Below are 26,767 nucleotides of genomic sequence, written 5' to 3' on the forward strand. Positions count from 1 at the left end.
CCTCCTCAAATTTTTTTCATTTGATTTCTCATAAGTTGAAATATATATTTAATAAGTTGCTCTTGTGTTGCGTTATCTAAAAATTCGAAACTAAGACCACATATAAATCTACTATCATCGTCTTTCATTATCCTCTTTGTTTGCCCCACAATAAGTACCTCTTCTTCGTTAACAGTTAATGCTACCAATAGAAAATCATTATCCTTAATTTCCTCCGACACCTTAACCCTCATGCCACCCCCACTTAAATCAACAAGTACTGCCTTTAAATATTTACTATCATCAATAGTACTAAGATTTACTTTCGGCTCATTCTTAAGATTTATGTATTTAGCAGTTTTTATTAATGGTACTCTAACATATCTTCTTCTTTGTATCTTTTTTATTTCCTCAGGTTTTGCTAGAAGTAAAATGGGTATATTCTCAAATTTACGACCTATAATTGTAGATGAAAATTTATAAATATTTTCTTCTTCATAATATATTACATCTATTATAGATCCATTTGACAATGGAAGATACTCTCCTGAATTCGTAGGAATACTAATTGCTATGTAATCTTCTGTTACGTCTTGCACATTACTATTAAAATATTTTTCGTCAACTAATATTTCTAGCTTCTTATTTAACTTAAAATCAACTTTAATCAACTACCCCAACCCCTTATGAAAAAATGCTGAAAATCTTTTTAAATAGCCCCTCTACACCAATACCACTTACTTTATCCTTCGCGCCCTCAAGTTTACTTGCAATCTTATTTATATCCTGAGCTGCTCCAGAATTTGGATAACTTACAACTACAGGTTCTTGTTGCCTTACTGCATAAGATAATTTCTTATCCTCACCGATTTTACCTAAATATTCAAGTTTCATATCAAGAAATTTATTAACAGCATTATTAAATTTATTAAATGTCAAATCAGCTTCATTATTGTCCAGGGACCTATTTATTATAACTTTAGCAGAATTTTTAATATCAAAATGTTTAACAGCCTTGAGTAAACTATACGCATCAGTTAGCGACGTAGGTTCCGGCGTTGTTACAATTACTAAATCTTCGCAGCAAGCAATAAAACCCAAAACGCTTTTATTTACACCAGCTCCTGTATCCATTATTATATAATCAAGTCCTGTTAAAGCTGTAAGCTTACTTAAGAACATATTTCTTTCAACTTCTGTCAAATCCTCAACCTTTGTAAGCGCTGAACCTCCTGGAAGAAGTTTTACGCCAAATGGTCCTGTTAAAACAACTTCCTCGATTTCTTTTCCTTTACTTATAACATCGAATACACTATATTTCGATGAACATCCCATTATAATATCATCATTACCCATACCAATATCCGCATCAAAAATCATAACTTTTTTGCCCATCTTTTGAAGTGCTATAGATAAATTCACTACTATATTGCTTTTACCTACTCCCCCTTTACCAGAGGTAACAGTTATAATTCTTGGTTGCAAATCCACCTTATTATCATTTTTCTTTGCCATTTGCCTGAGTCTTTGTGCTTGGTCTAGCATATGGTATCCTCTCCCAGTATAAGGCTGACAATTGAATCAGCAGATAACTCTTTAATATCATCAGGTACGTTCTGACCAATTGACACAAAACTAAGCGGTATTTTAGCTGTTTCTAATATGTTTAGTATAGATCCATAAGTGGCAGTTTCATCTAATTTAGTTACTATTATACTATTATAATTCAAAATTCGATATCCTTCAATAATATATTTCATGTCTCTATTTTTAGTTGTAGAGCTTAGAACTAAATGGATATTTTTAGTATCTGCTTTTTCTACAAATGTTCGAAGTTCAGCTATTTGCATTTTATTTTTACTACTTCGTCCTGTAGTATCAATTAAAACTACCTCACATTCACTCATACTTTCTATTGCCTTGTCCATATCATTCATATTATATACAACCTTAAAAGGTAAGTTCATAATATCAGCATAAGCTTTTAACTGTTCTACTGCACCTATTCTATAAGTATCTACAGTAATCAGCCCTACTTTTTTCCCTTCAGCTAGAGCAAGCTTACCTGCAAGTTTTGCTATAGTTGTAGTTTTCCCTACACCCGTTGGACCTACAAGCACTATTCTACCTTGGAGTTTTGGTTTGGTTATATGAATCATTTCTTTTAATACAATTTTTAATTTTTCAAGATCTGGTTTTTCAGTTTTATTATTCTTAATTTTCACCATTATGTTTTCAATGTTTTCACTATCTACATCATTATCAAATAATATTTTTTCTATGTCACTCTTTTGATTTTCTATTGGCTTGCCCGTAATTGTTGGCTCTCTCTTTTGAGAGAGAGAACTAATCATAGTTTTCATTTCCATCATTTCACTCATTAAATTCTCTGAATTATTATCACTTTGCTTAGAAACTTTATGTACACTGCTATTTTGTTTTTGGACTACTCTTGAGTTATTTACATTTTCATTTTCTTGCTGCACAACTTTTTTTATTGCTTCTATACTGTTTAGTTCAATACTATTTAGTTCCATGTTGTTTAATTCATTACTATTTCGACTATCACTATTACCCTTTACAGTATTTTGTTTTTTCTCATTTACTTCATTTTCAACTGCAGCGGTAACTTCAATACTTTTTGCAGAAAAGAATCCCTTTATTCCTGGCTTTCTAATCTTCCTTTGACTTATAATTACTGCATCTCTTCCTAGTTCATATCTTATTCTTGTCATGGCCTCATTCATGGTATTAACTATATAACGCTTTATAATCATTGTAGAGTCACGACTCCTTCAGTTTTAATCTCAACTTCATTTGGTATCTCATTAAGAGAAAGCACAGATACTGTAGGAAATACCATTTCAATTAACCTTCTGAATGCTGGTCTTATCTTAGGAGATACAAGTATCACTGGTTGGTTATTGTGAAAATAAATTGTATTAATATTTTCTTTAATAGAATTTAATATTTTGGAAGTTGTCTCTGGATCAACTGCTGGGAAAGAACCTTGAAGAGATTTCTGAATATTATTTGATACAATATTCTCAATTTCAGGTGAAAGTGTCATAATTGTCATAACACCATTCTCGTCAATTAGTCCATTACAAATGCTTCGTCCAAGTGAGAAACGTACATACTCTGTTAATACTTCTATGTCCTTTGTTATTCTCGAATTATCTGCTAGAGATTCTAGAATAGTTACCATATCCTTTATAGCTACCTTTTCTTTAAGAAGACTTTGAAGAACCTTTTGTACTTCACCAATGGTCATAAGATCTGGTATTAATTCTTCAACTACGGTATTATATTTTTCTTTAACCGAATCAATTAATAATTTAGTTTCCTGCCTTCCTAGAAGTTCGAAAGCATGATTCTTAATAGTTTCGGTTAAATGAGTTACCATTACAGTAGTTGGATCTACCACTGTTAAGCCCTTGATTTCAGCATCTTCTCTTTGATCATTATTTATCCATACTGCTGGTAATCCAAAGGTTGGTTCAACAGTATTAATGCCTTGAATAGTAATATCTTCTGAACTTGGATCAATACAAAGTAACATGCTTGGCATTAATTCACCTTTTATTATTACGGTACCTCTTATCTTAACTACGTATTCATTTGTTTTTAGTTGCAAATTATCTTTAATTCTGATAGGTTGTACAACAATTCCCATCTCGAGTGCACATTGCCTTCTTACAGATGCTATTCTTTGTAACAAATCTCCGCCTGTAGCTTCATCTGCAAGTGGTATTAATCCATAACCAATCTCTATCTCCATAGGTTCTACAGAAATCAAGTTCATTACATCCTCCGGTTCCCTATTTTCTGTTTCAAAAGATTCTTGTTCTTCAGTTTCTGATTTTATTATCTTTTGATCTTTTTCATCCTTATTCAAGAAATAAGCACTGGTTGCCATAGCAATAGCGAGTATTATAAAAACAATATGTGGCATTCCTGGAATACAAGCCAAAACTACAAGCACTACTGATGCTAAAGCAATAACTTTTGGGAATGTAGTAAGTTGCGATGTTATTTGGGTTCCCAAATTCACAGTACTACCAGATCTAGTAACTAAAATACCTGATGCAGTTGATATTAAAAGAGCTGGTATCTGACTTACAAGTCCATCTCCAACTGTTAACCTAACATAAGTAGTTGCAGCTGTCCCAATTGGCATACCAAGCATTACTACCCCTATTATTATCCCACCGAAGATATTAATTATAGTAATAATTATACCTGCTATTGCATCTCCTTTTACGAATTTTGAAGCTCCATCCATAGCTCCATAGAAACTAGCTTCATCTTGAAGTTTTGTTCTTCGCTCTCTTGCCTGGTCTTCAGTTATAACGCCTGCATTCAAATCAGCATCTATACTCATTTGTTTACCTGGCATAGCGTCTAGCGTAAATCTAGCAGAAACTTCTGATACACGCCCAGCACCGCTTGTAATAACAACAAACTGTATAATTATTATTATTAAGAAAATAATTATTCCGACTACATAATTACCACCAACAACAAACTCACCAAAAGCTTCTATAATATCTCCTGCATAAGCCTGTGTTAATACAAGTCTTGTAGATGAAATATTTAGTGCTAACCTTAAAAGTGTGGTAATAAGTAATAATGTTGGGAAAACTGAAAATTGCAAAACTTCTGTCGTAAACATTGTTAATAATAAAATCACAACTGCGAGTGTAATATTAAATGCAATTATTACATCAAGAAGTTTGGGTGGTAATGGAATAATAATCATAAGAACTATTGCGATTACACCAAATGCAACTAATACGTCCAAATTATTCTTTATCTTAAACTTTGCTTTTTCAGCCACAAATATCATCCTTTACTATTTTTTCTTCAGTTTATACACCAACGCTAATATCTCTGCTACTGCTTGATACATATCAGCTGGTATTTCTGAGCCTATCTCTAATTCTTTGTATATTAACCTTGCTAAAGGTTTATTTTCAATAATTGGGATATCATTTTCACTTGCAATTTCTTTTATCTTTATTGCCACATTATCTGCGCCAATAGCCACAACTATAGGTGCTCCATCCCCTCCTTGCTCATACTTAATTGCAATAGCTAAGTGGGTTGGATTTGTAATGACAACTGTTGCATCAGGTACGTCTTGCATCATTCTACCAGACGCCATTTCTCTTTGTTTCTGCCTGATTTTTGATTTAATCAAAGGATCTCCTTCTTGTTGCTTATATTCTTCCTTGATTTCCTGCATACTCATTTTTAGTTCTTTATTATGTTTATATTTCTGATAAGCGAAATCAATTACAGATATTATAAGCATAACTATTGCTATTTTAAAAAATATATCTATAACTAGACTTCCAAAGGCCGCCAAAATAGCCTCTATTTTCAAACTCCCATAATTCATTATTTGCATATAGTTGTCTTTTACAAATTTATAAGCTATAACTGATATAAGAGTAACTATAGTTAAATTTTTAATCAAATCCACCACTGATCTCATGGAAAATATTTTCTTAAACCCACTTATAGGATTTAGTTTTTTAAGATCTGGTTTAAGTGGTTCACTTGTAAATATAAATCCAGATTGCATAAGGCTTGCAACTATTCCCATTATCATAATAGGGACAACAATCGGCAAAATTAAAATACCAAATTTCAAAACCGATACCAAAAGTACAGTTTTAAAAGTATACTCAGTAAGTGTAAATGTTAAATAATTGTTTAAGAAAAGAATTACTATACCTTTTAAATTGTCTAGAGTATATGCCCCAAGCGTAATCATCAGAATTGTTACTGTGAGTAGTGTTGTGGTAGAAGATAATTCCTTACTTTTAGCAACTTGACCCTTTTTCTTTGAGTCACTTTTCTTCTTAGGTGTAGCATCTTCAGTTTTTTCACCACTATCAGATGAGACAAAAACAAGTAGTGGTATTACTTTATAAAGCCCCTTGATTATATCTGGAATAGTGTAAAAAGAATTCACTATTAAAGATATAGCAGCAGGAAGCACTAATGAAAAACAAGCAAGTCCTATTACTATTTTTATTGGCATACCTAAAATCATAACATTTAATTGTGGTACTGTTCTTGAAACAAGACCAATACTTAAATCTGTTATAATAATTATTAAAATAATCGGTATTGCTATTTTTAATCCAAGTGTGAAAAACTCTATGAAAACTTTCAGCATCATCATAGCAGTTTGTTGCGATAATATAAATTTCCCAATTTCAACATTGTTGAATGAATCAATAATTGCTCTAATTAACATATGGTGGCCATCCACCACAAAAAACATTACCATACTTACCCAGTAAAGCAAATTTCCAAGTACAGTAACATTCTCGTTAGATATCGGATCAAACATACTCATCATAGAAAATCCGATTTGAAAATCCATAAGTTGCCCAGCCATTTGCGCAGAGTAAAAACAAAACTTTGTTAAGTACCCAAGCATTAAACCAGTAACAACCTCTGCTAGTGAAAATATTATGAGCGTTCCATTATTAGTAATTAAATTTACATTTTGATAATTAATACCTGGCATAATTATAAAAGTGAAAACAGCACAAAATCCGACCTTAAGCAAAGCAGGGGCAGATTTAGGGAAGAAAATTGGTATACTCATAAAGAATGCTGATATTCTAAGGAGTACCATGATAAAGCCTAAATAGTAAGCCATATTAGTCAAAACAATTCCACCTAACCTCCCATATTAGCTATAAGTGCAAAAATCCTAGTAGTAAAATCAAGCATTATATGAAGCATCCAACTACCCATTAATAAGCCAATTAGTGCTACTGCAACGAGTTTTGGCACAAAAGTCAATGTTTGCTCTTGAATTTGAGTAGTAGCTTGGAATATACTTATTATTAGCCCTACTACAGTAGCTACAACTAAAATTGGAGCAGATACCATTATCGCAGTATAGATAGCATCTTTTATTACGGATAATACAATATTCTCTGTCATTTAATTCACCTCAACTAAAACTCATAATCAACGCTTTTGCAAGCAAATTCCATCCATCAACCATAACAAATAACAATAATTTAAATGGGAGAGAAATCATAACTGGTGGTAACATCATCATACCCATAGCCATAAGTATACTACCTGTTACTATATCTATTATAATAAACGGTATAAACAGTAAAAATCCCATTTCAAAAGCTCGCCTTAATTCACTTATTATAAATGATGGCACAACAGCATATAATGGTACTTTGTCATATGTAACTACAGGTTTTCCATTTTTAAGTATTTCTTTTCCATTACCATCAACTTGATTTTTAACTGTATCTTGTAATTTACCTACATCTAAGAAAAGTTTTAAATCCTTTGCTCTTGTCTGTTTTAACATAAAGTCCCTCATGGGTTTCGAACCTTTTTCAATTGCAACCTTTTGAGTTATTTTACTGTTTAAATAAGGAGTTAAAGCCTCACTATTGATTTTTGTAAATGTGGGAGCCATAGTAAAAAATGTTAAAAATAGAGCAAGTCCAATTATAACCTCTTTCGGTACTGCATTTTGAATACCTATAGCACTTTTGAATAATGATAAGACTATAATTATTCTTACAAAACTTGTAGACATTATAATAATTGATGGCAATAAGGTAAGTACTGTTAGAAGCACTAATAACTTAATATTATCAACATACTCCTTTGGTGTACTTGCATTATCAACTGAAATATTAATTTTAGGTATTGGTATTGTAGTTGCATGTACAATGCTTATCGTAGCTATACATGTTATAGCAAGAGCCAGAGCAAAAACAAACAAATTTTTATTTTTTATTTTCATATCTAACTTCCTCTTTAGTTTGCTTTTTCAAAATATGTTTTTTGAATAAATCCTTCATATCTTCATATTGGGGTAGCTCTTTAATTTTTTCTATTTTTATAATTTCTTCGCTAGGTAGTTCAAATAGAATTTTAATATCATTTAAACTTGATGATACAGCATAGGCTTTATCACCGATTTTTACAACTGCAATACTGTTTTCCTTAGATAAAGAAATTCTATCGAGTATCCTCATATACCTACCATCTTGCAATTTACGAAGTTTGGTTCCTCCATATTTTAATGATAAATATAACATAAATAATATAAAAGGTAAAAATATTATAATTTTAAACATAAATATCCAAAATTCTTTATCTAACATAATATCACCTACTGTACCAATAAATCATTAAAATATATATGATCTACTTTGCCTTTTGTTAAAACTGGGTTTATTTTAGCTATTATCTCTTTCTTTATAAGATCAACACCAGCATCACTAAAATCAGTTGTTTTCTTAGATCTAAGAATTTTAATAACTAAATCCCTAATAACTGGCTTTTGTTCTTTTAGTTCTGTAGATAATTCCTCATTTTCCCCATACCCAACATAAACCAATACCTTTAGGTACCTTTTTGCATCACTATCTGTTAAATTCACTAAGCATTCATCTAATGAATAAGTCACCACTTTTGTCTCTACAGCCTTAGCCGTTGAAGTAGTAGAAGTCGTCGCTCCTTTTTTGCCAGCTAACATCATACCGCCAAAGGCTGCCCCCCCAACTACAATTAGTCCGAGTAATACTATAATAACTAATTTTAACGAATTTCCTTTTTTTGGTTTTTCACTCATTTCGTAATGGCCTCCTTATCATTTGCAACAATTAATATATTTACTCTTCTATTTAAAGCTCTATTAGCATCACTACTATTTGCTACAATAGGTTGATATTCACCACAAGCTACAGATTTAAATCGGTTTGGACGCGCTTGACCCTTTGTCACCACAAAATACTCAAGTACTTGTAGCGCTCTATCTGAAGATAATTGCCAATTGTTTTTATATTTAGAATTATTAATTGGTTCATTATCCGTATGTCCCTCTATTACAATATCATTAGGAAATGTAGATATTAGTGCATTTATTGCATTTAATACTGACTTACTTTTATCTATAATTTCTGCATTACCACTCTCAAATATAATATTTTCACGAAGTTGAATTATAACTCCCCTATTGTCAGTTTTTATCTCAACTATTGACTCTAATTTTTTGTTTTTTATGAAACCTTGAACCTTTTTATAAATACTTTGTGTATCACTACCTGTTGCTCCAGATTGTAATGGTAACCCAACTAATGGAACATCTCCATCTTTCACATTAAAATTCAAACTATTTTTTGTCGTTTCGCCCGTTAATACAGATTGAAAAGATGATGCAACTTGTTTAAACTTAGTTGCATCAACTGTTGAAAAAGAATATAATACTACGAAAAAAGTTAGAAGAAGTGTCATTGTATCTGCAAAGGTAGACAACCAAGTATCTGTTCGTATCTCTGGTCTAATCTTCTTTTTTCTAGACATTCCCACTCACCTCAACTACTTTCGCCTGTTCTTCAATAAATTTAATTCTATCCCCAGGTGATAGATAAGTGGTTAATCTTTCCTTAACACTCCTTGGATTTACTCCAGATTGTATTGAAAGTATTCCCTCAAGCATCATTTCTCGATTATTTACTTCAATACTAGATTTATAGGTTAAATTATGTGCCATAGGTATTAATACTAAATTTGCAAGTAATGCACCATAAAAGGTAGTTATTAATGCTTTCCCCATACCAGAAGCTACTGCCGAGGCATCACTTAAACTTGATAGCATTTGAATAAGTCCTATAAGTGTACCAAGCATACCAAAAGCTGGCGCATAAGCTGCCCAAGCTTTTAACATATTAATCCCATCCTCGTGGCGCCTTTCCATTTCATCCGTTTCCAGCTCCATAACTTCTTTTATTGTTTCAGGGTCTAGACCATCAACAACCATTTGAAGCCCTTTTTTTAAAAATTTATCAGGCAATAGTGCTATGTCATCCTCAAGAGATAGAAGTCCACCTTGTCTTGCTTTTTTAGATAAACTTATAAAACAATCAATGATTTCTGTACTAGCTGATGTGTTTTCTTTAAATGATTGTCTTATAATTTTTTTAACTCTCTTCATTGCTGAAATAGGATAAGCTATAAGCAGTGCAGCAAATGATCCACCCACAGTAATTGCTATAGAAGCTGGGTCAAAAAATATTTTTAAGTTAGTTCCACCAGATGCCATCCCCCATACCGTTAACCCAAATCCTACCACTATTCCAATAGTGGTCAAAAAATCATGCTTCTTCATGCAATTGCCTCCTAAAACTTGCCAGTAAATATCCTATTCTTATACTTTATTACCTCTTCAATTACCTCATCTGTACTTTCAATCACAATATACTTTTTTCCATTTGTTAAGGTTATTAATGTTTCTGGCATTATTTCAATCTTTTCTATAACCTCTGCATTTAAAACAAATTCTTTATTATTTAAGCCTGTAAGTTTTATCATGGGCCCTCCTATGATACTTTACTTATTCTATCTCTTTAGACCTATTATATCCTGTAGTATTTCATCTCCTGTGGTAATAGTCTTACCCATTGCCTGGAATGCTCTACTTGCAACAATCATATCTGTAAACTGCTCAGCTAAATCAACATTTGACATTTCAAGCATTCCAGAAAGCATACTGCCGTAGGCTTTGCTGTTGTCATTAGTAGCATCAGCTGCTAATCCTGATCTAACCACCGCTTGTCCCGAGTTAGAAGTACTTGTATATAAATTTTTACCAACCTTACTTAATCCTGCTGGATTATTAAAGGATGCCATAGCAATCTGTCCAATTACAGTTACACCATCACCCTCTAACGTAGCTTTAATAGTTCCATCCTTTTCTATTGAAAAAGATTTCACCTTTTTTGCATCATCACCTTCCCCTATTGTGTCTGGTATTGATAATGCTATAAGACCCTCATCTGCTTTTGGTAGAGTTGTTTTATCATTTGCATTTACAAACTTTGTGGTAGTTTTACCATCAGTTCCGTTAGTTAAGCTACCACCTACAGAGTAACCCATAACCCTAAGCCCATCTGATGTTAATAAATGACCTGCATCATCTAGTGTTAAAGCTCCATCTCTTGTGTAAGAAATATCAAATCCACTAGGTTTAGTTGCATCAATTTTATGATCGGTATCCAATGATACACTCCCTCCAATAGCTCCAGTAGCAACTATTAAATAACCTTCTCCATCCATAGCAACATCTAAATTTCTAGAAGTTGGCTGCATCATGCCTTGTCCTACCATAGTATCTATTCCTGCAATTTGCACTCCTAGTCCTATCTGCTTTCCATTAACTCCACCCGTATTTGTTGATGATGAAGATGCATCAGACATACTTTGACTTACCATATCTTGAAATCTAACTCTCGAGCTTTTAAAAGCTGTAGTTCCACAGTTAGCTATGTTATTTGCTATAATATCTAATTTAGTCTGATTTGCTTTCATTCCACTTATTCCTGCATATAATGATCTTAACATAATATTACCTCCATTTTTTTAGTAATCACTTTGCTTCCGTCATTCCACAAAGTTAAGCTCCCTATAAGGTCCAGCTTATATCATAACTACACTATCTATATTTGTTATTACATTTCCTGTGCTTTGATTTTTATCCATTGCTGTAATTACAGTTCTATTTTTAATACTTGTAATCAAAGCCATATCTTTATATAGTATTAAGGATTGTTTAGAACCTTTACTATCTGCCATATTTATACCTTCATTAATCTTCTTCCTATCAGCATCATCTAAGTTTATATTTCTACTATCAAGCCTTTGTGCTGCATGAGACGATATTGTGAAACATTCTTCTTTTTTTATCTGTTTATCTAAAATGTTATTAAATGTACTTTTATCTTTACTTAAACTGCTATCATTTTTGTTAACTATAGTACTTTTATTTTGTAAAGCAACATTTGAATACCCAGTAAAGTCTGCTGTTGAATATAGTTTCCCATTTACTACTCTATAAGACATATTGAACCTCACCTTACTATCTTAATTACTTTTTTATCCTACTTTTGAAATGTCATCATAACTTATATCCTTAGTGACATCCTTACTATTCTCTTGATAAGAAATAGTTAAATTAATTCCTGTTGTAGTTTTAGCCACACTTTTAACAGTTCCTGTATAAGCTACTTTAGTATCACCTATCGCTCTTGTTGTAACTTGTTTACCCATTAAATTTATAGCAGCTGAAAATGCTGTATTGTTATTTAAATAATCTGATGTAGCGTTTGATACATCTATAACATCCGATAAAGTGTCAGCAGGGAAATTTTTTGTAGTGCCATCTGTCAATTGCACCGCCATGTAAGTTTTACCTGCCTCCTTATAAACAGCTTGAACAGTCCCCCCGTATTGAACTCCTTTATCATTATAACTATCAAAAGCTACCATCTTACCCACTAGTGAAGTTTGATTTGCAAAAGTCACATTGCTATTTAAATTTGACATTTGTTCTAGTGCCGCAAATTGTGCCATTTGAGCTACAAATTCTGTACCATCTTTAGCAGCCGTCGGATCTTGGTTACTAAGTTCTGCCGAAAGTATTTTAAGGAAAGAATTTTGATCCATTACTGCGCCTTTCTTTACAATTGCAGTTCCACGAGTTGTTGCCCTTGCTGAACTTGTTTGCGCTGTGCTTAAATTTTTTAGTGCTTCATTTGAAGTTGTTGTAACATCAGTTGCCATTTTATATCACCTCTTAAATATTGATTTTTATCTATGCATAACTAAACAAACTTATTTACTTGATTATCTTCTATAACATAGTTACTACTTATATCAACATCATCATCTATATCCACATTAGTTTTTGAGTTGTTATCTTGTTTTCCATTATTATTGTTATTGTTTCCACTAGAGTTCTTGTTAAAAAAGGTTGAATCCTCATATACGTTTATATCTAAGCTTTGAATTTTAATGTCCATATTTTTCAATCTATCTTGAATGTCCGAAGCATTACTATTTAACAAGTTATAAGTTTCCTTATTTTGAGCCAATATACTAGCCTTCATAATTCCACTTTCCATAGTAAGTTTTATTGTAATTTCTCCAAGTTCTCTAGGATTCATTTTCACTGTTAAATCCTTTATATTATTAATTTCCATGAATTTTACAGATTTAATTACATCAGCTTGAAAATTATTTTTATCAACTACTAAATTTGCACTTAGTACCTTGGATGCATCTGAAGTTTTCACAGTTTGAAATTGATTCATAAAATTAACTGCTTTTGATATTTTCACATCGTCCTTATCTCCACTTAGCAACTTATTAAGAAATTTTTCCTCAAAAGAGCTATTACCAGAAGATTTATTGTCTTTTTTGTTATCACTTGAACTCTGATTTTGATTTTTAGAAATATTTTCAGAAGTTAACTTTGTGTTTTGCGACTTCAACATTTTTATTAAATTGTCTTTTAATGATTTTTCATCACTATTATCGTTGCCAATTTCAGGAGTAGGTACTTTTAATAAATTCAAATCTGATTTTATATCCTTAACCTGCGTAGTTAGCTTTTGAAGCATACCAAGCATTTCGGAAGACATTTTTGTATTTCCTTTTGGGTTTTCTAGTAATGATAATATTTCACTAAGATTGTTCTTCAACGTAGTCTTTGTTTCAGGTGTCAATTTTTTTGTACCTACTAATTCTTCTAAATTAATAGAATTAAGTTCAGTTCCTGAAGTTTTAGTAGTTGTAGTTTTATCAGTACTTTGAATCATAACAGTTAGAGATTGTAATAACTGCTGGATTTGCGCCATTTGATCAGTTGTTTTTTCGGTACTTGCTGATTCTCCTGATGTTTTCTTAAGATTTTGCTTTAACAAATCCACCAGTTTTTTTAAACCACTTATTATTTTATTATCACCATCACCCAGCAACTCTTTTGGCAGTTTCTCAATATTTTGATTTAGCATTTTAATTGATTCTTCTATACTGTTATTTATCTCTGTACTAACAGGTTCGCCTGATAGCTTCTTAATGTTTTGTTTTAATAAATCAACAAGTTTTTTTAAACCATTAATTGTTTCATTGTCAGCCTCGCTTACCAAATCTTTTGGCAGTTTCTCAATGTTTTGATTCAAATCATTAATTGATTCTTCTATAGCGTTACTTATCTCTGTGCTTACAGGTTCTCCTGACGCTTTCTTAATGTTTTGCTTTAATATAGCAACAATTTTCTTTAAATCATTGTTTATATTATTACTAGCATCATCTACTAAATCTTTTGGCGATTTTTCATCATTTTGACTTAGTGGAATACTGGTCTCTTCTACCTGACTCTTTTCAACATTATCCTTCTGATTTTGGTTATTTGTTTCATCTGAATTTTTTATCTTTGTTTCGTCCAAATTTTCTTCTTTGTAATTTGTTTTTTTAACATCATCATTTGAAAAGCTCTTAGATTTTAGTGTTTGGTCATCTAAGGCTTTTTTAAATTCTTCTTTTCTAGCTGGTTGTTTTGGCGTATCAACTTTAGTAGGAGCATTATTATAATTTATTACATTATTATTTACATTCACTTTTCTCACCTCCTTTAATAACACATATGGAAATAAATAACCATTAACATATAAGTCTATTTATTTCCATGAATCTTTTTATTATTTCTAATAAAAGCAAAAAGTGCAAATTCATCATTATTTTTTTGCTCTATTAAATTTTGTTCTTTTAAAAATGAAATCTTCTGCTTTTCTTTCAAAATTTCAACAGTCTTTTTTTCAACTTGACATAACTTCAATTTATCTCTTTTTTGCTCTAATATCTTCCCTTTATCCTCAAGTATTATAGTATTTTTATCTATTGAATAATTCAAAGCATTTAAATAATTCTGCTTAATTTTCTGCTGTATAATTGATTCATAAGCATCAATATTCCTATGAGCCGAATAATTTTCTTTTAGACTATTCAGCTCTTTTTCTACCATATTTTTTTCTCTTTGCGCTTCTTTAAATTCAAGTTTACTTTTATCTTCAAAATCTTGTCTAATATCGAGAAGTTTTTGAAGTCTGAACTTGTACGCTCCGCTCATATAAAAACTCCTCCCATAAAAACATCCCCAAGAGATTCACTTGAAACATCTATTCAAACATATTTTGGAGTACACCTAAACTAACATTAATGTCTGTATTTTCATTTGTATCCTGCTTTAAAAAAGCCTCTATACTATCATTATACTTAATTGCATTATCAATTTTTTCACTACTGCCCTTTACATAAGCCCCAATATTTATTAAATCTTCAGAATCTTTATAAGTTGCCATTAAATCTCTTGCAATGGACGCGGCCTTTTTATGCTCAGGCGTAGTGATTTCAGACATCAACCTACTAACGCTATTTAGAACATCAATGGCAGGGTAATGATTTTTACCAGCAAGCGCTCTTGATAAAACTATGTGACCATCAAGTATTCCACGCACTGCATCTGCTATTGGCTCATTAAAATCATCACCATCTACAAGCACTGTATAAAAAGCTGTAATAGATCCTTTATCAGACATTCCACTGCGTTCCATTAGCTTAGGTAACATTGCAAATACTGATGGAGTATATCCTTTACTTGCTGGCGGTTCCCCAATAGCTAGTCCAATTTCCCTTTGCGCCATAGCAAACCTTGTTACTGAATCCATCATTAGAATTACTTTTTTACCTTGATCCCTAAAGTATTCTGCAATAGCAGTCGCTGTAAATGCACCTTTTAATCTTACAAGGGCTGCTTTATCAGAGGTTGCACATACTATTATTGATTTTTTCATTCCCTCGATTCCTAAATCTTTTTCTAGGAAATCACGAACTTCACGCCCTCTTTCACCAATAAGTGCAATAACATTTACATCTGCTTTTGCCCCTCTTGCAAGCATTCCAAGAGTTGTACTTTTACCTACTCCACTACCTGCAAATATACCAACCCTTTGACCTTCTCCACAAGTTAAGAAACCATCAATTGCCCTAACTCCAGTGGGCAGAATTTCTTTTATTCTACGTCTCTTTAAAGGATCTGGAGGAGACGTATTTAAAGAATATGCTGTGTATTTAGTAATCTCATCACCATTTAATGGATTTCCTAGCCCATCAAGAACCTTTCCAAACAATTCATCTGAACATTTAACACTAAGTGGGCTTCCAGTTGGTACTACTCGGCATCCTGGTGATATACCTACGAGTTCCCCAAGTGGCATGAGTATTACGTCCTTCTCACGAAAACCAACAACTTCGCAGGGTATCTCTTCGTTTGATATATTATAAATATTACATACTTCACCTACAAATGCTGTTATTCCCTGTACCTCAATTGTAAGTCCTATAACATTTTTCACCACACCCTCGCAGTAAGTGTAGTTAATATCAGGAATCTTTTTCATTAAATACTCAAAATTTAGAGATACCATAAAATCATTCACCCTCTTTATACTTGTAATTGCTCTTCCTTAAACATTTCAACTATTTTTTCTATACCATAAGCTATACTCACAATACTTTTCCCTGTTTCTTTTTCTATTACAGCAGTTCCATCCTCTAGGAAATTATCCTCTATTACAAATATATCACCTTGAAATGCAAGTTTACCTTTCCAATTTTCAACTTGACCTTTTACAGTATCAAAATGAGTGTTATTAGTTTTTATAATATATAATTTTATATTTCTTTCAGCTTGTAGAGTACTAAAAATCATCTCATTTATTGCATCTGGCTCTTTTACTTCTTTTTTTAATATATTCTCAGCTATACTTACAATTAGGTCTTTTATATGCTTTTCTTTCTCTATCAAGAATTCATCATACTTAGATTTTGAAAGCTTTAACATATCATCTGCTTGTGCTCGTACTTCATTTGCCTCCTGCGTTGCGCCGCTAATTGCTTCATTATACCCATTTTCATAACCTTCTTTATTTCCTTGTTCAAGCCCTTCTTTAACTGCTCCAATTTTCGCCTCTGCAGCATCAATGACTGATTTTGAAAGTATTTTCTCACTTTCGTGTCTTGCATTTTGTAATATATTGCCAGCAAGTGTTTCATAACTTTCCATATTATCATTTTTTATAACTTGCTGCTCATCCATAATTTTTGGCAAAGGTTTTGCACTTAAATGAGTGCTTATTTCTTCCTCACCCTGCTTTATGACATTTGAATTTTTTATCACATTAAATGACAATCGATTCCTCACCGCCTCTTGAAAGAACAATTTCTCCAGCCTCATCTAAACGTCTCAAAATGCCAACAATTTTTTGTTGTGCTTTCTCTACATCCATAAGTCTTACTGGTCCAAGGAATTCCATATCTTCTTTCAAAGATGCTGCTGCTCTCTTAGATTGATTCTTGAATATAGTGTTTGCAACTTCTTCTGAACATCCTTTTAATGCAAGAGATAAATCCTTAGTATCTATTTCTCTTAATGTTCTTTGTATTGAAACATCATCCAATGTAATAATATCCTCAAATACAAACATAGATTCTTTAATCTTTTCTGCAAGTTCTGCATCTTCTCTCTCAAGACCCTCTGTGATATTCTTTTCTGTAGTTCTATCAACTTGGTTTAGAATTTCAACTAGAGATTCTATTCCACCAATTACAGCACTATCTGTTCTAATTACAGAAGATAGTTTACCATTTAAAACTTTTTCAATTTCTTTTATAACCATAGGCGAAATACTACTCATAGTTGCAATTCTATAAGATACTTCACTTTGTAAATCAAGTGGTAACTCTGCCATTATCTGAGCAGCCTTATCCGACTGCATATAACACATAATAAGTGCTATTGTTTGGGGATGCTCATTTGCTATAACATTTAGAAGTTGATGAGCATCTGCCTTCCTTGCTATGGCAAATGGTCTATATTGTTGAGTTTCTTCCATAACTTTGTCTAAAATTTCCTTTGCTCTTTGCGAACCCAATGCCTTTGATAACAAATTCTTTGCATATTCAATTCCACCTTCTAAAAGAAAATCCTTAGCTTTATTCATTTCCATAAATTCCTCTAAAATTGACTTCCTAAGTTCTGATTTAACTGAAGTAATATTTGCAATCTCATAAGTTATTTTTTGTATATCTTTTTCTGGCAATTTTTTTATTATACCCGATGATGCGTCCGGCCCTAAAGTTATAAATAATATAGCTGCTTTTTGAATTCCCGAAAGTTTTTCACCTTTAGCCACTACTTATCACCTCTCATCTTCTGTCAGCCAAGACTTAATTATATCTGCAACTTGTTCTGGTTTATCTGCAGCATATTTTTTAACTTGATTCTCCATACTAGATTTTTTATCCTTAGATTCAAATTCAATAGGTGGAAAAATTTCTTCCTGCTTTGGAGGAATTTCATCTCCAATCATCATGTCAATACTCTCTGTAGTTATTTCTTCCTTCTTTCTTGACCTACGAATTACAAATATCACTATAACTAATATCAGAATAGCTAAAGCTCCTATTGCAATACGAGTATATAATATTTTAGACGCTGCCGCCTTATCTGCATTTGCTATATCAAGCAGTGCTTGCTGAGCAGCTTTTTTAGCAGCTGTATTAAAGTACAAACCTTCTATACTTATAGTGTCTCCTCTAGCTCCAGAGTATCCAATAGCTTGTGCAACTAAATTGTTTACAGAAGTCTTAGTAGCTGCATCCAAATTGCCATCAAGTACTACCGAAGTAGTAAGTTTCTTAATTGCACCAGGTGACTTTACTACATTGTCAACTGTTTGTGACACATCATAATTTTTTGTACCATCTTTGTTTACAATGTTTCCATCTTTATTAGTCGTTGGCGATGTATTTTGCGTCGCATTATCCACTGGACTAGTTGATAAACCAGTACTAGTGCCTCCGTTCCATGTCTCCGTATCATGTGAACTTACGACTGTTCCCGTTTTACCATATGTTGTGGATTTTCTTGTAAGCGCATCAAAATCGAGCTCTGAATTAACAGATACCTTCACTCCATCTTTATATACAGGCTCAAGTACCTTCATTATCTTCTCTTCCATATTCTTCTCAATTTGTGCCTGTAAGGCTTGTTGATCATCTGTAGAGTTGGTTAACGACTTCTTTTCCTTGTCGTATAACCCTTCAGTTAGAAGTTTAAAGTCATCGGAGACTATGCTCACATTTTCCTTTGGAAGATTCTGCACAGCTCCCGTTAATAATGAAACTATTGCTTTTACCTGTTCATTAGTAAGTTTAGTTCCTGATTTAAGTTTTAATACAACCGATGCTGTAGCAGGATCGGTTTCTTTAACAAAAGCAGTGCTTTCTGGCATAACCAAATTAACCTTAGCTCCTTCTACTTCTGGGAAAGACTTTATAGCTCTTTCAATCTCACCAGATAATGCCCTTTGATACATAATTTTAGTTTCTGTATCTGTAGGTGCCATTTTACTCGTATCAAAAAGCTCAAATCCCTTACTTCCATCCGTAAGTTTAACCTCTGACGCAAGCGTCATCCTAAGGCTATCAATCTGATCTTTAGGTACTAATATACTAGTTCCACTTACCTTATAGCTAACTTTATCAGTTTTTAACTGTGTAACAATTGTCCCCGAATCTTCTGTTGACAAATTTGAATATAACACAGCATATTTAGTTTGCGATGATGCTACTATAAAAGAGATAATTGCTATTAATATTACTCCCACAAGTATGCTATAAGCTATTTTTTTATTTCTGCTTAAGTTACCCCAACTTTGCGAGAACTTATTTCTCACTTCAAGTAGCTTGCTCATATTCTAGCTCCCTTCCTATATCTGCATCCTATTAAATACATCATAGGCATCTACAAGTTTATTTCTAATTTGTACAGCGGTTTCTAAAGACAGTTTAGCTTCTGCTGTAGATAACATTACCTTCTGTACATCTGTTTCATCACCCTTTATAAACTTTTGAGTAAGATCATCAGATTCAATTTGTTTATCGTTAACTCCATCTAATTTTTCTTTTAATGTATCCAAGAAACTAGTACCAGAATTTTCAGTATTTACAGCATCCGTTTTAACATCATTAAGAACCGCTGTATTGCTTACATTTGCACTTGCATTAATGTTCATAAAAACACTCTCCTATTTACCTATTTCTAACGCTTTAGAAAACATACTTTTCTGAGCAGTTATAGAACTTACATTTGCCTCATATGCTCTTGTAGATGCAATCATATCTGCCATTTCATTCAAAATATTTACGTTAGGCATACTCACATACCCGTCTTTATCAGCATCTGGATGTGATGGGTCATAGACACGTCTTAAAGCAGACGGATCATTTTCTATGCCCACAGCCTTAACCCCTTTAAAGCTTGTTTTATATGTACCCGTAGCTTTATCTAATTCTTGTTGTAAGTTTTCTTGAAACACAGCCATCTTTCTTATGTACGGCTTTCCGTTTTCGCCTCTAGTAGTAGTTGCATTCGCAACATTAGATGATATTGTATCCATCCTTAATCTTTCCGCTACAAGTCCACTAGAACTTATCCTCATCCCCATAAATGCGTCATTCATAATACTATTTGCCTCCTCCTATAACATAACTGGTAAGTGAAATCTTACTGTTAACTTGACTAACAAGAGCAGCATACATTAAAGTATTCGCTGCTTGATTAGTCATCTCAAGATCTATATCTACGTTATTACCATCCTGCCTCGCGCTAGTACTCTCATCTCTGTTTACTTTAATTTCTCCATTACTATTACCTGCTTGAATATCTTTACTATTATCGGTTTTCATTGTATCTGCAGCCATATTATCCTTTAATGTTTCCTCAAATGTAACGTAAAGCCCTTTGTAGTTTTTTGTATTAATATTTGCAATGTTATTTGCACTTACTTTACTTCTTAACGCGGAGGCATCCATACTTTTTTTAAGTAAACTATATGTATCTCCATTTGTAGAACTTCCAATTATATTCAAAATCATCATCCCCCTTAATTTAGATTTAGATATAAAATATGTAATTTCAATTTAATGTACCGCATAAATTGTCGTAATATGTTTTTAAAGATAATATATTCCACTTCTCAAGTATTATTATATACTATTTGCTCATTTTAGTGAATATTTTTTTAAAATTAATTTTACCAAAATTAATTTTAAATTCTAAGCTACTTCATTTTACTGTCTAAATACTTATTTTAAGGTTTATAATTATCACTTGGTATGTTTTTCTAAATTATAATTTGATTACATATTATTATTATATTATACATTATTGTTGTAATTTGTGTATGTATTAATTAGTATAATTAATAAATAAATATGATATTGGTGCTTTTATTGTCATATTTATGCTTTTATGTTAAAAATATAATCTTCATCCTTAATATAAATTAATACTCAATACTAAATACGCATTTTTCGAGTTTAAGTTGCAAAATTGTGAAATAAATTTTTAAGAGTTACACCCCTCTGGTCTGAATGGTAAAAGTTACACCCCTGGGGTACTTGAAAAACGCAAAAAAAATTACAGCCCTTAGTGAACCGTAATTTTGCATATTGCCATCTTTTTTTCTTTTTCACCCCTGGGGTGCTAAGTTCCAGACTCCACATAATTTTTATATAATTCTCTGTTATTGTCTTTAAAGCAAGATAATATCCTATCGCTACAAACAAACTCTTCTTTTCCATCACTCATATAGCTAAAATAGCTGCTCCATTCATAGCTCTCAGGCTTTTTAACCATTTTAGCTCTCACTGGGTTTAAATGTACATATCTACTTGCTTCAAGCATTTGAGCATCTGTTTCTATAAGTTCAGAGTAATATCTATCTTGAAATAAATGCCCAATATAGTTATATTTTTTATTATAGTACTTCGCATATTTACTATGTATTCTTCCTATAAATTGTCCTAAAGGCTTTTCTTCAGTTCTAATTAATATATGCACATGATTATCCATTAAACAATAACTTATTACCTCATATTTGTCATACATATAGTAATCCAACGTTTCTTTCGTCAATGTTAAGTAATGCAAAAAATCCTCTTTATCTTTAAAAATATCATTTCTATGATTGCCTCTTGCAGTAACATGATAGCTTGCACCCGGATACCATTTTCTTTTTATAGTTGGCATAATTAACCTCCACTTATTTGAGTATTATTAATTATTGCCAAATTCACAAATATTTACACCCCAGGGGGTATATCAAATCTTTTTTCTTCCCCACCTCTCACTTTTAAACATAAAGAACACCAATAGCTACTACTTTAGCTACTGATGCTCATTCTAATATTTTTACACTACTCATGTCTTTTCCTATGCTTTTTGCTCAACATATTTTTTATTTACTTAATTTAAACTTTCACTGCAAGATATTCTTTTTTATTTCAATTATTTTCTCTATTGGTATGCCTGTTCCCTTGGCTACTATTTCTTCACTTATTCCAAGTTTAAGAAAATTAATGGCATCTTCTAATGCTTTTCTACTTTCCCCTTTTTCTTCTGCTGACTTTATCCTAGTAAGTTGGTCGCTAATTTCTGCTTGCCTTGATTCATATAACATTCTTGCCTTTTTATCCTTACTTATTGTTTGCAATAATCCATAGGCTTTCTTTATGTCTTTATTTTTCTCAGCTAACATTTCCATCGCTCCCTTCGATTTTGCATCTAAGAATTCCATCCACTGAACTATTGGATCGTTTTCATCTTTCTCAATATCTTCATCAAATAATTTTGGTATTTCTAAAAAATGCACCTCAATTATATCTGTTAATCTATACCCTGTTTTATCTTCTGTCAAGTGATAGCTAGAATAGAGTTTCTTTAACGGAGTACACTTAAAGTCTACAATATTTATAGTAACACATTTTTTTAACTTATCATAAGTATCTCCTGGTTTTATTTGACTTGTATACATCTTGCTCCAGTAAAAAATGGTACGCTCTGCCATGTAATCAGTAGGCAATATTTGTATTTCAACATCTATTTGCTTTCCTTCCTTTGTTCTTACCCTTACATCTAATATCCCTTTTTTATCTTCCTTGAATTCTTTTATTAATTCACTATTTATTATTTCTATTCCATCAAAATTTTCTTCTGGAACACCTAACACATCACTTAACAGTGCTATTAGAAGGTCTTTATGTTTTTCATTTCCAAAAATATACTTAAACACAAAATCATATTTTGGAGACATTATGAAATTATCTTCTATTAATTTTCCTTTTCCCCTAATCATTTTATCACATCCTCTATACTATTATTTATTATAGTGTATCTAACAATTTATTTTTAAACTCATTTATCTTATTAGTTATTTAATTTATTTATTATTTCTTTAGATGATGGACTCATTTAATACATCAAACATACATAACTTCTTCTTCTATTATATCCTCTTTTATTGCCTTATGCACTATTTATCTAATCACTTGTTGACTTATAATAATTATTATATAGATGTCCAATATAATTATATTTCTAACAAAATAAGCACCAGTAGCTAATTCTATAGCCACTGATAGCACTAAATTTACACCCTGGGGTTCTTGCAAATTAAGCATTTTCCCCAAGAAAGCAATATCTTGTACTCCTTCAACAATGAATAGATAATTTTCCATTAGCGTAAGTCACCATCATTTTCAATAATAACTTTAAAAGCTTTATTTCCTGAGAGTCTTCTAGCAATAATGCCATGCCTTTACCCGGTAACATTTCAATGCCAACGATATTACTATCAAACATATACAACAATTCTAATAATTGTGATTTATCATCACTTTTAATCGCATTTACTAATGAACGGATAGAACAACTTTCATTAAAATGATCAATAGATAAAACGTATTTCATTTTTATTGCCTTTCTCAAGATATGTTAGACACTCTTCCGGAATAAGTGAGTTATCATATTCATTCAGGTCTTTAATAAACCTATAGTTCACAGAATACACTAATTCAATCCTGCTAACTTTTTTACGAGAAGAGCTCATCATTAAATTATCTCCTGCGTAGCTGCAACAGCTTCGAAGAAGATGCATTGACAACTTCTGAAGGAGATTTACCCCTTTGCAGTTCTCTGGAATAGATAACAATTCTCAATTGTTATTCTCCCACTGGAGTTTTCTATTTGTTAGTGTATGTCGTTAAAGAATTTACCCTAACTTTTCTGTTATTAATGCAAATTTTTTTGCTACAGCGGAAGCTAACGCTTCTACTTCAAGTTTAATTAAATCAATTCCAAATTTTACACCCCAGGGGTTTGACTAAAGCAAAAAACACCATTAGCTAATTAACTAGCCATTGATGTTTACTTATTATCCTTTTAATTTTACATTTCCAGAATTGACATTCCTAATCCTACTATTTTACAGCCTTTAGTTTTGCAATATCTGCCCAATTATTTGCCGTTATAATTTCCACACTACTCATGTCTTTCCTCATGCTCTTAACTTCACCTTTAATTTCGAAAACTTCATGCTTTAAATTTTCCTGCTCTGCTGATATAACATCCGTTTTGTGCTCTAAAGCTCTCAATATTTGAGTATGCTCTTCCTGTGCCATCTTAATTGATTTCACATCATCTTGCATTGATTTCATATCACTTTGCATTTCTTTTAGAATATCTAATATTTCCTTCTCCATAAATTCACCACCTAAATCTTTTGCTATTATTATATCATATTAAAGCTAAGGTTAAAATCATAAATAGTGTTTTATCGAATCATTTTGTTAAATACACCCCTGGGGTTTACTAAATAGATTTTATTGCTAATGTTCTATCGCTTTCTAGAAATTTCTTCCTTGTAACCGATACATATATATCCCTACTCGCTGCTTTAGTTTGTGTTATGCTTACAATTAAATCTACTCTAACTGTTGTTGTCTTTGCTTTTATTGCTGTTCCTGTTCCTATTAAAACTCCACCTTTTTCAGTTGAATATACTTTTACTATATCCCCTATAGCTAAGTTTTGGATAAGTACCCTGTCTAATACTCCATCTGAATTATTTATTGCTACTATATTTCTATCATATAGTGGTGCTGACTTTGCTTCTGAATCATAAGATACCCCTGATGTCCTATCACTTTCAAGTAATGATTCTCTTGTTACTGATACATATATATTCCCACCAGTTGCTCCAATTTGTTTTATACTTATTGTTAAATCTCCTACTGCTTTTTCAGTTGCCGTTCCTATTACGATTCCACTTGTTGCTGATGAATATACTTTTACTATATCTCCTATAGCTAAATCTCTAACCACTACAGTATCTGCTGTTCCAGCTGCATTGTTTGATACTACTATATCACTTTGATATAATGGTATTGATTTTGCTTCTGCAGTATATGCTGCTGATGTTCTATCACTTTCAAGAAATGCTTTTCTTATTACTGATACATATACATTTCCGCTGGCTACTCCAATTTGTTTTATACTTACTGTTAATCCCGACGCTGTTGCAGTTGAGGTTCCTATTATGACTCCACCAATTGCTGCTGAATATACTTTTACTATATCCCCTATATATAAGTTTTGAACCACCACAGTATCTGGTGTTCCAACTGCATTATTTGTTACTACTATTTGAGTTTGATCTAATGGTGTCGATTTCGCTTCTGCAGCATATGCTATTGCTTTTGTTCTATCACTTTCAAGCAATGCTTTACTTGTTACTGTTACATATACATTTCCGCTCTCTGCTCCAATTTGTTCGATATTTACCGTTAAATCTCCAGCTACTTTTGCAGTTGCAGTTCCAAGAATATCTCCGGCTACTAAAGTGGAATATACATTTACTATATCCCCTATAGCTAATTTTTTAACCACTACTGTGTCTGATGTTCCAACTGCATTATTTGTTACTACTATAGCTGCTGGATCAAGTGGTGTTGATTTTTCTTCTGCATCGTATGCTACAGCTGTTGTTCTATCACTTTCAGTCAATGTTTTACTTGTCACTGTTACGTATACATTTCCAGCTTCTGATCCAATTTGTGGAATACTAACTGTTAAATCTCCATCTGCTTTTGCAGTTGCTGTTCCAAGTAAAACTCCATCCGTTGATGTTGAATATACTTTTATTATATCTCCTATAGCTAAACTTGGAACCACTACTGTATCTTTTGTTCCAGCTGCATTGTTTGTTACTACTATACTCTTTGGATCTAATGGTATTGATTTTACTTCTGCGGGATATGCTACAAATGATGTTGTATCACTTTCCAGTAATGTTTTACTTGTAACAGATACATATACCTTTCCGGCTTCTGCTCCAATTTGATCAATACTTACTGTTAAATCTCCATCTATTTTTGCAGTTGCTGTTCCAAGTAGAACTTCAGCCGTTGATGTTGAATATACTTTTATTATATCCCCTATAGCTAAACCTGGAACCACTACTGTATCTTTTGTTCCAGCTGCATTATTTGTTACTACTATCCCCCTTGGATCTAGTGGTATTGATTTTACTTCTGCATCATATGATTTATTAATTTTATTGCTCTCGAGAAATCCTGTACTTTTAACAGATACGTAAACATTTCCGGCCGAACTTCCAAGTTGTTTTATACTTATTTTCACATCCCCAGTAACCTTTGCTGTTCCTGTCCCTATAGATTTTTTATCTGTAGTAGCTGAATATACATTTACAATATCACCTTTTGCTAGGCCCGTTACATTTAAAATATCGGGGGCTCCTGCATTATTTGTTATAGTTATATTTGTATCAACAAGTGGATTAGACAATTTTGCTGCAAAAGCTATACTTGATGATGGTAAAACCACTGATAGAAATACTATTACGCTTAGTACTTTTGATAATAATTTCTTCATCACATTTATCCCCTCTTCCCACTATTTAAAATTAACTCATAAATATTCTACATATCTAAGACATTTTCAAAGTATTAAACAAAAATA

Annotated in this window: 30 protein-coding genes; all 30 read right to left on the reverse strand. The window is 32.1% G+C overall.

Annotation, left to right across the window (positions count from 1 at the left end; all coding sequences use genetic code 11):
* Window positions 1-5: 5 nt before the first annotated feature.
* Window positions 6-650 carry a flagellar brake protein gene (locus KPL54_RS03825; RefSeq protein WP_216104886.1) on the reverse strand — a complete coding sequence of 215 codons (645 nt, stop codon included), beginning with the start codon at window positions 648-650 and terminating at the stop codon, window positions 6-8.
* 13 nt (window positions 651-663) lie between these two features.
* Window positions 664-1,524 (reverse strand): MinD/ParA family protein, encoded by an 861-nt coding sequence (locus tag KPL54_RS03830; RefSeq protein ID WP_216104889.1) that lies wholly within the window; start codon window positions 1,522-1,524, stop codon window positions 664-666.
* Window positions 1,518-2,756, reverse strand: a complete 1,239-nt coding sequence (gene flhF, locus KPL54_RS03835; protein WP_216104891.1) for a flagellar biosynthesis protein FlhF — start codon at window positions 2,754-2,756, stop codon at window positions 1,518-1,520. The genes KPL54_RS03830 and flhF overlap by 7 nt, the downstream gene beginning before the upstream one ends.
* Complete coding sequence (gene flhA / locus KPL54_RS03840; protein ID WP_375372975.1) at window positions 2,753-4,819, reverse strand: flagellar biosynthesis protein FlhA; 2,067 nt, start codon at window positions 4,817-4,819, stop codon at window positions 2,753-2,755. Before flhA ends, flhF begins: the two co-directional genes overlap by 4 nt.
* A gap of 15 nt (window positions 4,820-4,834) precedes the next feature.
* On the reverse strand, window positions 4,835-6,670 hold the full coding sequence (locus KPL54_RS03845) for a fused FliR family export protein/FlhB family type III secretion system protein (RefSeq protein WP_375372976.1): 1,836 nt from the start codon (window positions 6,668-6,670) through the stop codon (window positions 4,835-4,837).
* Window positions 6,671-6,681: 11 nt separating this feature from the next.
* On the reverse strand, window positions 6,682-6,951 hold the full coding sequence (gene fliQ / locus KPL54_RS03850; protein ID WP_171296813.1) for a flagellar biosynthesis protein FliQ: 270 nt from the start codon (window positions 6,949-6,951) through the stop codon (window positions 6,682-6,684).
* 10 nt (window positions 6,952-6,961) lie between these two features.
* Window positions 6,962-7,786, reverse strand: coding sequence for a flagellar type III secretion system pore protein FliP (fliP, locus tag KPL54_RS03855; protein WP_216104895.1), 825 nt, complete (start codon window positions 7,784-7,786; stop codon window positions 6,962-6,964).
* Window positions 7,770-8,150, reverse strand: coding sequence for a flagellar biosynthetic protein FliO (locus tag KPL54_RS03860; RefSeq protein WP_216104897.1), 381 nt, complete (start codon window positions 8,148-8,150; stop codon window positions 7,770-7,772). The genes fliP and KPL54_RS03860 overlap by 17 nt, the downstream gene beginning before the upstream one ends.
* 8 nt (window positions 8,151-8,158) lie before the next feature.
* A complete protein-coding gene (locus KPL54_RS03865; RefSeq protein WP_216104899.1) occupies window positions 8,159-8,620 on the reverse strand; it encodes a flagellar basal body-associated FliL family protein in 462 nt (153 codons plus the stop codon).
* The gene (locus tag KPL54_RS03870; protein ID WP_216104901.1) at window positions 8,617-9,351 is read right to left on the reverse strand and encodes a flagellar motor protein MotB; all 735 of its coding nucleotides are present in this window, start codon (window positions 9,349-9,351) and stop codon (window positions 8,617-8,619) included. The genes KPL54_RS03865 and KPL54_RS03870 overlap by 4 nt, the downstream gene beginning before the upstream one ends.
* A complete protein-coding gene (locus KPL54_RS03875) occupies window positions 9,344-10,156 on the reverse strand; it encodes a motility protein A (RefSeq protein WP_216104903.1) in 813 nt (270 codons plus the stop codon). The genes KPL54_RS03870 and KPL54_RS03875 overlap by 8 nt, the downstream gene beginning before the upstream one ends.
* An 11-nt stretch (window positions 10,157-10,167) precedes the next feature.
* On the reverse strand, window positions 10,168-10,359 hold the full coding sequence (locus KPL54_RS03880) for a flagellar FlbD family protein (protein ID WP_216104905.1): 192 nt from the start codon (window positions 10,357-10,359) through the stop codon (window positions 10,168-10,170).
* A 27-nt stretch (window positions 10,360-10,386) separates the two neighbouring features.
* Window positions 10,387-11,388, reverse strand: coding sequence for a flagellar hook-basal body complex protein (locus KPL54_RS03885; RefSeq protein ID WP_216104912.1), 1,002 nt, complete (start codon window positions 11,386-11,388; stop codon window positions 10,387-10,389).
* Window positions 11,389-11,463: 75 nt separating this feature from the next.
* The gene (locus tag KPL54_RS03890) at window positions 11,464-11,886 is read right to left on the reverse strand and encodes a TIGR02530 family flagellar biosynthesis protein (RefSeq protein WP_216104914.1); all 423 of its coding nucleotides are present in this window, start codon (window positions 11,884-11,886) and stop codon (window positions 11,464-11,466) included.
* A gap of 33 nt (window positions 11,887-11,919) precedes the next feature.
* Entirely contained in the window at window positions 11,920-12,606 is a 687-nt protein-coding gene (locus tag KPL54_RS03895) for a flagellar hook capping FlgD N-terminal domain-containing protein (RefSeq protein ID WP_216104916.1), read from the reverse strand.
* Window positions 12,607-12,647: 41 nt separating this feature from the next.
* A complete protein-coding gene (locus KPL54_RS26705) occupies window positions 12,648-14,444 on the reverse strand; it encodes a flagellar hook-length control protein FliK (RefSeq protein ID WP_216104918.1) in 1,797 nt (598 codons plus the stop codon).
* A gap of 56 nt (window positions 14,445-14,500) precedes the next feature.
* A complete protein-coding gene (gene fliJ / locus KPL54_RS03905) occupies window positions 14,501-14,953 on the reverse strand; it encodes a flagellar export protein FliJ (protein WP_216104921.1) in 453 nt (150 codons plus the stop codon).
* A gap of 49 nt (window positions 14,954-15,002) precedes the next feature.
* Window positions 15,003-16,310 (reverse strand): flagellar protein export ATPase FliI, encoded by a 1,308-nt coding sequence (gene fliI, locus KPL54_RS03910; protein ID WP_216104923.1) that lies wholly within the window; start codon window positions 16,308-16,310, stop codon window positions 15,003-15,005.
* Between the two features lie 17 nt (window positions 16,311-16,327).
* Complete coding sequence (locus KPL54_RS03915) at window positions 16,328-17,074, reverse strand: FliH/SctL family protein (RefSeq protein WP_216104925.1); 747 nt, start codon at window positions 17,072-17,074, stop codon at window positions 16,328-16,330.
* Window positions 17,064-18,077 (reverse strand): flagellar motor switch protein FliG, encoded by a 1,014-nt coding sequence (gene fliG, locus KPL54_RS03920; RefSeq protein ID WP_216104927.1) that lies wholly within the window; start codon window positions 18,075-18,077, stop codon window positions 17,064-17,066. The genes KPL54_RS03915 and fliG overlap by 11 nt, the downstream gene beginning before the upstream one ends.
* A gap of 6 nt (window positions 18,078-18,083) precedes the next feature.
* Window positions 18,084-19,640, reverse strand: a complete 1,557-nt coding sequence (gene fliF, locus KPL54_RS03925; protein ID WP_216104929.1) for a flagellar basal-body MS-ring/collar protein FliF — start codon at window positions 19,638-19,640, stop codon at window positions 18,084-18,086.
* A gap of 15 nt (window positions 19,641-19,655) precedes the next feature.
* On the reverse strand, window positions 19,656-19,961 hold the full coding sequence (gene fliE, locus KPL54_RS03930) for a flagellar hook-basal body complex protein FliE (RefSeq protein ID WP_171296798.1): 306 nt from the start codon (window positions 19,959-19,961) through the stop codon (window positions 19,656-19,658).
* Window positions 19,962-19,973: 12 nt separating this feature from the next.
* Entirely contained in the window at window positions 19,974-20,408 is a 435-nt protein-coding gene (flgC, locus tag KPL54_RS03935; protein WP_216104931.1) for a flagellar basal body rod protein FlgC, read from the reverse strand.
* Between the two features lie 4 nt (window positions 20,409-20,412).
* Window positions 20,413-20,817 (reverse strand): flagellar basal body rod protein FlgB, encoded by a 405-nt coding sequence (gene flgB / locus KPL54_RS03940; protein ID WP_375372977.1) that lies wholly within the window; start codon window positions 20,815-20,817, stop codon window positions 20,413-20,415.
* A 616-nt stretch (window positions 20,818-21,433) separates the two neighbouring features.
* Window positions 21,434-21,979, reverse strand: coding sequence for a transposase (locus KPL54_RS03945; RefSeq protein ID WP_216104933.1), 546 nt, complete (start codon window positions 21,977-21,979; stop codon window positions 21,434-21,436).
* A 229-nt stretch (window positions 21,980-22,208) separates the two neighbouring features.
* Window positions 22,209-23,084, reverse strand: a complete 876-nt coding sequence (locus KPL54_RS03950) for an Rpn family recombination-promoting nuclease/putative transposase (RefSeq protein ID WP_216104935.1) — start codon at window positions 23,082-23,084, stop codon at window positions 22,209-22,211.
* A gap of 181 nt (window positions 23,085-23,265) precedes the next feature.
* Window positions 23,266-23,466 (reverse strand): hypothetical protein, encoded by a 201-nt coding sequence (locus KPL54_RS03955; RefSeq protein WP_216104937.1) that lies wholly within the window; start codon window positions 23,464-23,466, stop codon window positions 23,266-23,268.
* On the reverse strand, window positions 23,441-23,698 hold the full coding sequence (locus KPL54_RS03960) for a hypothetical protein (protein WP_216104939.1): 258 nt from the start codon (window positions 23,696-23,698) through the stop codon (window positions 23,441-23,443). The genes KPL54_RS03955 and KPL54_RS03960 overlap by 26 nt, the downstream gene beginning before the upstream one ends.
* A gap of 509 nt (window positions 23,699-24,207) precedes the next feature.
* Complete coding sequence (locus tag KPL54_RS03965) at window positions 24,208-24,489, reverse strand: hypothetical protein (RefSeq protein WP_216104941.1); 282 nt, start codon at window positions 24,487-24,489, stop codon at window positions 24,208-24,210.
* A 109-nt stretch (window positions 24,490-24,598) separates the two neighbouring features.
* Window positions 24,599-26,680, reverse strand: coding sequence for a hypothetical protein (locus KPL54_RS03970; RefSeq protein ID WP_216104943.1), 2,082 nt, complete (start codon window positions 26,678-26,680; stop codon window positions 24,599-24,601).
* Between the last annotated feature and the right edge of the window lie 87 nt (window positions 26,681-26,767).

The organism is Clostridium estertheticum (assembly GCF_018861295.1).
GTDB classification, from domain to species: domain Bacteria; phylum Bacillota; class Clostridia; order Clostridiales; family Clostridiaceae; genus Clostridium_AD; species Clostridium_AD estertheticum_D.